Below are 9,215 nucleotides of genomic sequence, written 5' to 3'. Positions count from 1 at the left end.
TGTGTGGGAATGGCGGCCCGTGGCCAGGTTGCCCGGTGCGGGCCTCCACTGGTTGGTGACCGGGTCGTACACCTCCGTGTTGACCAGGTAGCCGCTGGAATCATTACCGCCGGTGACCAGGACCTCGCCATTGGACAACCGTGTCGCCGTGTGGCTCGCACGGCGGTTGGCCAGGGAGTTCGTCGTCGGGCTCCACAACCCCGTGGCCGGGTCGTATACCTCCGTGCTGTCCAGGTAGTCGCTGGAATCATCGCCGCCGACGACCAGAACCTTGCCATCGAGCAGCAGCGTCGCCGTGTGGACAGAACGGGCCGTGGCCATGTCTCCCGTGGGGGTCCAACGCTGGCCCACCGTGAGAGGGGCCGTCCTCCGCTGCATCCAGCGTTCGAGGGCGGCATCCAGCCCGGGAGGCAGGCCGCAGCCCCATCCCACGCACACGAGCAACACCAGCCATATTCCCTTTGCGATCGAGGCGGCCCCAGCCCCAGGCGATAGGCTTCTCATGGTCGAATCTCCTCAGGTGCTCTGTGTCGTCATGGAGCTTCATGTCACCCTGGGAGGTGTCAGAGCGGTCGTCGCTGACACATGCTCTGACACCTCGAGGGCGCTACTTCTACTGCTTGGCCTTCACCCAGGGGGTCGGGCCGCACTTGCGCCCATTTCCCGCAGCGAGCCTCAGGTCAGTGAAGTCGATCTTCAGGTCGGCATTGATATCCAGTACTTCGTTGGCGGGAGTGGTGGATGATGGAATGACGCTGTTGATGGCCCGCATGTCAGCGGTGTCCACACAATGCCTGCCGTCCTTGTTGTCCACGTCTCCGGCGAGGAGCGTCGCTGCGCCGAGGTCGGTAGCGAGAGTGCCTGCCGTCACGTCGGCGTTTTGGAACTCCACTGGCAGATAGCCTGCCTTCCTCGCGATCACCGTCACTTTTCCAGCGGGTGCCATGACATTGAAATTCCCAGTTGCGTCCGTGGTGACATGGAGGGGGCTGCCATTGATACTCACCTCGATGTCCACCCCGGCATGGCTGTCGCGATGTTGCAAGAGCACCTGTCCCTTGACTGCCCCCACCTGGGCGATGCCGTTCACCGTGAGTTTGCCATTGCACTTGTTATACTCTGATGGGAGGGGGGGGATGCCTGGCTTTCCCCCCCATGAACCTCCCGCGTTGACAATGGCGTAGGGTTTGAACTTTTTGTCGTCCGTGTCATAGAGTTCGAAAAGCACCAGCGAGTTGGGTTCCAGGTCGTAGAAGGCATGCGGGCCAAGCTTGTTGATGAGCATATCTTCAGGATCCGCTTTGAATGTCAGTGCTGTCGCGCGCATGTGCGCAAGACGCTCCACCTCATCGAACCACATGGAGTCCACGGTGATCTGGATGCAGGCTGGCTCGTCAAAAGAAACGCTAAAATTCCACACGGAGAAGTGCTCCACTTCACCAGCAATGACTGAACCCGACTGCGTTCCCGAACCTTCTCCCTGGTACCACAGTCCGTCTTGCGGATTGTAAGACCACAGTGGAACCGGCTCTGGCTCCACGATGCCCTCGGGCAGTTGCACCATGAGGCGGGCCCTGCGTCCCGTAGCCAGGTTGTAATATTTGCCCTCGCCATCCGTGAACTCCACGGACACTGCCCCCAGGGACCTCAGGGCTGTCCGCTGGCCATCCAGCTTCACACCTGTCCTGTTTCCCGGCATGGCCTCGGTATCCGAGCCATAGGTGTACATGCTCACGGTGATGTCCCCCGAGGGCGACCTCCCCATCTTGTCTACGAGCGCGCCCGCGGGCAGCTCGAGCTGCGTGCCCCGGCTGTCCGTCACTCGCGCCGGTTGCGTGGGGTCGATCGTGAAGGTCTCGGCCGGGACCAGTTGCAACATCAAGTCCTCCCGGGGGAGCGCCACGTTCGTCTGCGAATAGGGGAGGTGGCCGGGCGCGGAGGCGTTGATGATGTAGCTCTCAGCATAGAGCGCGTATAGCTCGAAGCTGCCGTCCGCTAGTGAGCGGGTGGTGGCCACCTCGGTGCTCCCCGAGGAGCTGACAGACACCGTACCCACCAGGGGGTTGCCACTGCTGTCACGGAGGATTCCGGCGAACAGCTCGTATTGCTCGGCCGAGGACTCACTGGCCAACCCCAGGATGAGGGCCACCCACAGCGCGGTCAGGCCGCGCGAATACTTGATGCGTTTCATGGACTGCTCCTTGTCTTTATGTCTGTCTTTTCCAGAGGGCCTGGGCCCTCATGCATTGCTGTCTCGGTGAGGCGGTGCTTCCCGTCCGGATCACCACGCGGTGGGGCTGCACACCTCGCTATTGCTGGTGGCCAGCACCCCGGCATTGCTGGTGGCGAGCACGAGGTCCGGGTAATCGATCTTCCCATCACCGTCGATGTCGTATGGGTCATCCCCCACGGGCGCCCGGTCGATCGCGTTGATGAGAAGCGCCGTGTCCGCGGGGGTGATGCAGTCCGTAGCCGGGTCGAGATTGCCCGCCAGGAGTTCCACATCCGGCAGCGTGATGGTGCTGCCCGCCGCCACCACCACATTGTCGCGCACCGCGGGCAGGTAGCCCGCGAGCGAGGCTGTCAGCCCCACCGTCCCTGCTGGCACCGTCAGCACGAACTCTCCCGTGGGAGACGTCTTGATGGTGCCAACCGAGGTGCTTCCAACTCTGGCGGTGATGGTCACCCCTCCATGACGCCGGTCCGGGCGGTGCTGCCTCAGGACCTTGCCCCGGAGTGTGCCTACCTTCGGCGGCTCACCGAGCTTCACCACGCCCTTGCATGCATTACGCCGTTCATCATCAGTACGCCATGGTCCATGGGGCTCACCCGAGTTGACACTGGCGACTGCCACTCCCTCGATGGACAGGTCCACCTGGGTCCGAGGAGTAATGTTGTAGAGGACCTGGGGAGCCGGGGTGTAGATGTACATCACCGTTGTCTTGGGGTAACCGCTCGCTCGGGCCGTGAGTTTGAGGGGCTTGGCGCTGGAGTATCCCTGGGAGGAGAACCACGTGGCATCCACGTCGATTCGAATGCAGGCCGGGTTTGTGAGCGGCAGATCGAAGTTCCAGAAGCTGAAGTGGGCGACCTCGCCGGTGGCCACCCCATTCTCCACGTTCCCCAGACCCTCCTCGCGCCACAATCCCTGCTGGGTGTCATACCACCACAGCGGTACCGGCCCCTGATGGTCAATTATTGGATCGACCTTCAAGGAGATCCGGGCCTTGCTCCCGGAGGCCAGGTTGTAGGATTTGCCCGCGTCGTCGGAGAACTCCACGGACACCGCGCCCAGGCTCAGAAGGGCCACCAGTTCCCCCGCGGCGTTCAGGGCACTCATGTCGCCCACCATCTGTTCTTCGCGCAAATCGTAGGTGTGCATGCTCAGCGTGAGGGGTTCCGATGCGGGCTTGCCTTCACCATCCACGAGCGCCCCAGCCGGCAGCTCCAGGAGGGTGCCCCGGCTGTCCATCTGGCTGATGGGCTGGGTGGGGTCCACCCTGAAGACTTCCGTCGGGCGGAGTTGGGGCCGGAGGTCTGTCTGCCCCGAGCCCGAGTCCGAGTACACTTCCGAGATCATCAGATGGTGGGGCGCCTCGGCGTTGAAGACGTACTTGTCCGCGCGCGGAACGCGCACGTCGAAGGCGCCGTCGGCCGCGGTCTCCTCACGGGTGCCATTGACAGACACCGTCCCCGCGAGCGGGGCACCCTGGATGTTGGTGAGAATGCCCGAGAACCGCTCCTGTGGCTCGGGTGCTGGCGGTGGCTTCGGGTCATCGCACGCCGGTACGACGGCGAGCAGCAGCAGCAGGAGCACAGCCGTCCTGTGAGATGGTGTGATTGTTCGCATGTCTTTGCCTCTCGCTGGGGTGTGGAGTGGGTTCTTGCCCCCAACGTGAGGAACAGTGATTCATCCGCCGTGAGCTGGCTGTGATCGGCGTCACCCTGGAGGTGTCGGTGCGATCACAGTGGAGGAAGAGCAGTGGCCTGGCTCCTCGAGACGGAGAAGGCCAGGATGTCTTCCTCCGGAAGGCACCGGACACAACCGTCTCATTGTGTGGAGCGGCCTACAGTCGGGACGGTGAAGATTGGCGGGCCCTTCCGCGTCGTGTCACGTCAGGACACCGGGCGCCATCCGTATGCGGGGACGCTGCGCGTGTGAGGAGGTCGTCCGATGCCCACCCTTTTCGGGTCGATGAACGAACGCGTGTGGGGGCTCTACCCCTGGCACGGGCAATCCGAGGCCGAGCGCCGGCTCGTCCACCCCGAGGACTTCGAGCGGCTGAAGTTCTTGTGGCCCTACTGCAAGGTGCTCGAGCGGCTCGGGGAGGCCAGGCAGCAGGGCTTCATCCTCCTGCGCTACGCCGAGAGCGTCTTCCGCGTCCGGCCGGAGCTCTTCCAGCCTGTTTCCGCGCCCGCCTTCGACTTCGGCGGCCAGGTGCGGCTGCGCAAGGACGCCGGGCGCACCGGCGTCATCGCCGCCATCCACTGGCACTACAAGCAGGCCCGGCCCTTCTTCCTCCTCCGCCTCGGAACGAAGCGCTCCCTCAAGCGCTACTTCGCCGAGGAGCTCCTGCCCCGCTCGGCGCCCCTGTTCCTCCAGGCGTGAGCCGGCGGGCCCGGGCCGGCTCAGCGCTCGATGCGGTTGCCGCCCTGGGACCTGGCCCGGTACAGCCGCTCGTCCGCCGCGCGCAGCAGGGCCTCCACGTCCGTGCCGTCCTGGGGCGCCACCGCGAGCCCCGCGCTGAAGGTGACCCGGAAGCGCTCGCCCTTGTCCCCCTCGAAGTCGGCCTGGGCCAGCTCCGCCGCCATGCGCGCCAGGATGTCCCGTGCCCCCTCCGCCTGCGCCCCCATCAGGGCCACCACGAACTCCTCGCCGCCCCACCGGCACTGCAGATCCTCCCGGCGGAAGCGCGAGGACAGCAGCCGCCCCATCTGCATCAGCACCCGGTCTCCCGCCAGGTGCCCGTGGGTGTCGTTCACCTTCTTGAAGCGGTCCACGTCCAGGATGGCCAGCGCCAGGGTCCTGCCCGTCCGCTGGGACTCGGCCAGCCGCGCGCGCAGTCCTTCCAGGAAGGGACGGCGCAGCAGCAGGCCCGTGAGGGCATCACGCTCGGCCCGCTCGCGCGCCAGCCGCGCCCGCTCCAGCCGCGACTGCACCCGGGCCCGCAGCTCCTCGCGCAGCACCGGCTTGGCCAGGTAATCGTCCGCTCCCGCCTGGAAGGCCGCCACCCGGAAGTCCACCCCCGTGTGCGCGGTGATGAAGATGACGGGCAGCGCCTGCCACTCGGGCATGGAGCGCACGATGCGGCACAGGTCGAAGCCGCTCGGCCCCGGCATCTCCACGTCCAGCAGCAGGAGGTCCGGCCGGTGCTCGGCCAGTGCGTCCACCAGCCGGTACGAGTCTCTCAGGCCCACCACCTCCACCTGCGGGCTCGTCAGCGCCGCGCTGAGGGAGCGCACCGCTTCCGGGTCATCGTCCAGGACCAGCACCCGCGCGCGCTCCGGACGCTGGGCCGCCACCATCCGCTCCACCGCCTCCGACAGGTCCATCGAGGAGAAGGGCCGCGGCAGGTAGAGCGACGCGCCAGCGAGGATCGCCGCCATGCGGTAGGTGACATCTCCTCCCGTGCCGAAGAAGGCCAGCGGCAGCGCCCGCGAGTCCTCCACGGTGCGCAGCCGCTCCGCCACGGTGAAGCCTCCCTCCTTGCCGCCCAGGTCCACGTGCACCAGCGCTCCATCCAGCCGCTGCTGCCGGGCCACCTTCGCCGCCTCGTCCGCGCCGCGCGCCGTCACCACGCGCACCAGCCGGTCCTTCCCCATCCGCTCCACCTCGGCCAGCCACGCCGCGTCGTCGTCCACCACCAGCACCGTGCCTCGCGGCTCCACCTCCACGGCCGAGCTCTTCGCGGGTGCGGCCACCGGGGCCTGGGACGGCGCGCCGCCCGGTGCGGCGTTCCGGGCCGCCGTGGCCAGCGCCTGCCTCGCTGCCTCCAGGGCCCTCCAGTCCGGGGGCGCCTTGCCGTCCCGGGCCGGTTTCAGCAACTCCTCCAGGTGCCGCGCCGCGCCGCTCACCGCGTGGAAGCCGTAGGAGCCCGCCGTCCCATGCAGCTTGTGGGTGAGCTGGTACGCCGCGTCCATTCCCTCGGTGCTCCCGGCCCGCGCCCGCTCCATCGCCCCGGCCAGCTCCCGCATCTTCTCCTCCAGGCGCGCACCGTATTCGGCGCACAGCGCCCGGAAGGTGGCGTCCAGGTCCTCGGCGGAGTCCTGGCCCTCGGCCAGTGCCTCCGGGGGCGGGGGAGGGGGCCTCGCCGCCAGCATCTGCTCCACCCACAGGAGCAGCTCCTGGGGCTTGTAGGGCTTGTGCAGCACGCGCGACACCTTGAGCTGCCGCGTGAGGTGGTCGTGGCTCTTGAGGTCCTTCCAGAAGGCCGAGGCGAAGAGGATGGGCAGCGTGGGGTGTTGCTGGCGCACCTCCTGGATGAAGTCCGTCCCCATCATCCCCGGCAGCAGGCCGTCCACCACGGCGGCATCCACCCGGAGGCAGGCGAGCACCGTACGTGCCTCCTTCACGGTGCGGGCCGCCTCCACCTCATAACCCCGCTCGCGCAGGTACGCGGAGACGAGCGACTGCAGATCCTGATCATCCTCGAGGAAGAGAATGGTTCCCCGGCTCATGAAGCCTCCTTGCGCGGCTCCACGCCGCCATCCTTCTGGGCCAGCAGCCCGTTGAGCAGCTCCTTCACGGAGACGAGCAGCTCGTCCTCGGACGTGCGCGCCTTGGTGAGGTGGCGGGTGATGCCCAGCGTGAGCTGATTCTGGTCCCCGCTCGACAGCTCGCGCCCGGTGAAGACGATGAGCGGCGTGCCGCGGCCCTTGCCCTGGCGGAGGATGTCCACCACCTCGAAGCCATCCAGCCGGGGCAGGCCCACGTCCAGGACGATGAGATCCGGCGGCGTGGTGCGGGCCAGCGCCACCGCGCCCTCGCCGTCCTCGGCCTCGTAGCAGGCCACCCCGAGCCGCTCCAGCTGGGCGCGCAGCACCTGCCGCGTGCTCACGTCGTCGTCCACGATGAGCACCCGCGCCTGGCCCGGCCGGCGGATGGCGTGGCGCAGCGACAGCAGGAAGCGCTTCTCGTCGAAGGGCTTCGCCATCCAGTCCACCAGCAGCGGCTGCACGACGCCCTCCTGCTGCGACGAGCGCCCCGACAGCATCAACACCGGCAGCTCGCGGGTGCGCGGCTCCTCGCGCAGCTTGCGGACCAGCTCCAGCCCGTTGCCGTCCATGCCCTGCGCGTCCAGCACCAGCATGTCCGGCGCGCCCACCTCGATGAGCTTCTCCGCCTCCTCCACGGTGGGGCTGCGCAGCACGCGGTAGCCCTCGTGGGTGAGCAGGCCGCGCAGCAGGCCGGACAGCTCCGAGTCCGTCGTCACCACGAGGATGGTGTAGCGCGACTCGTCCATCACCACGGAGCTGGGGCCGGAGCCCATGCGCAGCGCCGCCAGCGAGAAGGTGAAGGTGGCGCCGTGGCCCGGCTCGCTGTGCACCTCGATGCGGCCGCCGTGCTGCTCGACGATGGCCTGGGAGATGGCCAGACCCAGGCCGGTACCTCCCTTGGTGCGCGTGTCCGAGCTGTCCAACTGCTGGAACTTGCCGAAGAGCCGGGCGCGTTGATCCAGGGGAATCCCCGGCCCCTGGTCCACCACGGAGAAGCGCACCTGGCCGCGCGCGTCCCGGGCGGCCCGCACCTCCACCTGGCTGTCCGGAGGGGAGAACTTGATGGCGTTGGAGACGAGGTTGGTGAGCACCTGGATGAGCCGATCCCGGTCCGCCCGCACCGGGCCCGCCCCCGCCGCCTCGGCGTGCAGGCGCACCCGCGCCGCGTCCGCCATGCCCCGCACTCCGCTGAAGGTGGCCTCGATGACCTCGGCCGTCTCCACCGACTGGAGCTTCAGCTCCAGCTTGCCGGACTCCATCTTCTCGAGGTCGAGGATGTCGTTGATGAGGCGGATGAGGCGCTCGGTGTTGGTGCGTGCGATGCGCACCATGTCCTGGGCCTGGGAGGGGAGCTCGCCGAGGATGCCGCCCTCGAGCAGGCCGAGGGAGCCGCGGATGGAGGTGAGGGGAGTGCGCAGCTCGTGGCTGACGGTGGAGACGAACTCGTTCTTCAGCCGCTCCACCTCACGGCGCTCGGTGATGTCCCGCACGTAGGAGGTGAAGCGCGCGGCACCGTCACCGCGCACGCGCAGGAGGGTGAGCTCGGCGGGGAAGGTGCCGCCATCCGCGCGCAGGCCCTGCAGCTCCAGGCGGGTGGCGCGGCCCGGGGTGGCATCGGCCCGGAGCGCGCGGGCCACCACGCCACGTTGCTCGGCCTTCACGGTGGCGGCCAGCGCCAGGGAGACGAAGTCCCGGCCCAGCGCCTGCGCCCGTGGAAGCCGGAAGATGTGCTCCGCGGCGGGGTTGAACTCCAGGATTCGGCCCGCCTCGTCCAGGGAGATGATGCCGTCGAGCGAGCTCTCCAGGATGGCCGCCTTGCGGGCCTCGCTCTCGCGCAGCTCCGCGTTGGCGGTGGAGAGGGCGGCGGTGCGCTCCTCCACGCGGGCCTCCAGCTGCGCGTTGAGCGCGTCGAGCGCCGCACCCGTGCGCGCCAGGCGCACCAGCACCGCCAGCACGAAGGCGACGAGCAGCAGCGAGATGGCGAAGAGGGTGATGCGGAAGCGCTCGGCCCGCGCCAGCGCTCCCTCGTACAGCTGGAGGTAGGTGGTGATGAGCCGCTCGGCCTCGGGGCTGGCGGGGCTGTCCAGCATCTGCCGGAGCGTGGCCTCGGCCTCGGGCCCCTGTTGCGCCTGGTAGCGCACCAGCAGGGCCTCCTCGTCCGCGAGCGCGCGCAGGTAGTCGTCCAGCACGGCGCTCAGCGTCTTCCGCTCCCGCTCCATCAGGAACGACGGGGCGGCGCGCAGCTCCTCCGCCCGCTTGCGCAGCGCGGCGAGCTCTTCTCGTGGCTCGTCATGGGTCCGGGCCAGGCCCATGTGGGCGCGCAGGAGATTCTGTTCCAGCTCGGCGCTCTGGACGCGGAGCTGGCGCAGCCGGGTGCGGTAGCTGTCATGCTCGTCGGCCCGCATCGGACGGCCCAGGGCGAAGAGCACGCTCAGGAGCGCGAGTGCCCCCGCGGCGAGCACCACGGAGCGTTTGGAGAGACGGGTCTTCACGGGGCC

At 68.2% G+C, this 9,215-nt stretch carries 6 protein-coding genes; 1 reads left to right on the top strand and 5 read right to left on the bottom strand.

Annotated elements, in window-relative coordinates; genetic code table 11:
- The 3 genes from Q664_RS59250 to Q664_RS21975 all read right to left on the bottom strand — a co-directional run.
- Positions 1 to 321, bottom strand: a 321-nt coding sequence (locus Q664_RS59250; RefSeq protein WP_235216817.1) for a Kelch repeat-containing protein, incomplete at its 3' end; no start/stop codon positions are given.
- 292 nt (positions 322 to 613) lie between these two features.
- A complete protein-coding gene (locus tag Q664_RS21980) occupies positions 614 to 2,191 on the bottom strand; it encodes a carboxypeptidase regulatory-like domain-containing protein (protein ID WP_043398935.1) in 1,578 nt (525 codons plus the stop codon).
- Between the two features lie 90 nt (positions 2,192 to 2,281).
- Positions 2,282 to 3,817: a carboxypeptidase-like regulatory domain-containing protein gene (locus tag Q664_RS21975; protein WP_043398933.1), complete on the bottom strand. Its 1,536-nt coding sequence runs from the start codon at positions 3,815 to 3,817 to the stop codon at positions 2,282 to 2,284.
- A 357-nt stretch (positions 3,818 to 4,174) separates the two neighbouring features.
- Between Q664_RS21975 and Q664_RS21970 the strand changes: the two genes are divergently transcribed.
- Positions 4,175 to 4,609: a DUF6960 family protein gene (locus tag Q664_RS21970; RefSeq protein ID WP_152622264.1), complete on the top strand. Its 435-nt coding sequence runs from the start codon at positions 4,175 to 4,177 to the stop codon at positions 4,607 to 4,609.
- A gap of 20 nt (positions 4,610 to 4,629) precedes the next feature.
- On the opposite strand, the gene Q664_RS21965 is transcribed toward Q664_RS21970, so the two are convergent.
- Positions 4,630 to 6,678, bottom strand: coding sequence for a response regulator (locus Q664_RS21965; protein ID WP_043398929.1), 2,049 nt, complete (start codon positions 6,676 to 6,678; stop codon positions 4,630 to 4,632).
- Positions 6,675 to 9,209, bottom strand: a complete 2,535-nt coding sequence (locus Q664_RS21960) for an ATP-binding protein (protein WP_043398926.1) — start codon at positions 9,207 to 9,209, stop codon at positions 6,675 to 6,677. Before Q664_RS21960 ends, Q664_RS21965 begins: the two co-directional genes overlap by 4 nt.
- Positions 9,210 to 9,215: the final 6 nt, after the last annotated feature.

The organism is Archangium violaceum Cb vi76, from assembly GCF_000733295.1.
GTDB classification, from domain to species: Bacteria; Myxococcota; Myxococcia; order Myxococcales; family Myxococcaceae; genus Archangium; species Archangium violaceum.
Note: the sequence above shows the minus strand (reverse complement) of the source record. Positions and strands in the feature narration are given on the sequence as shown.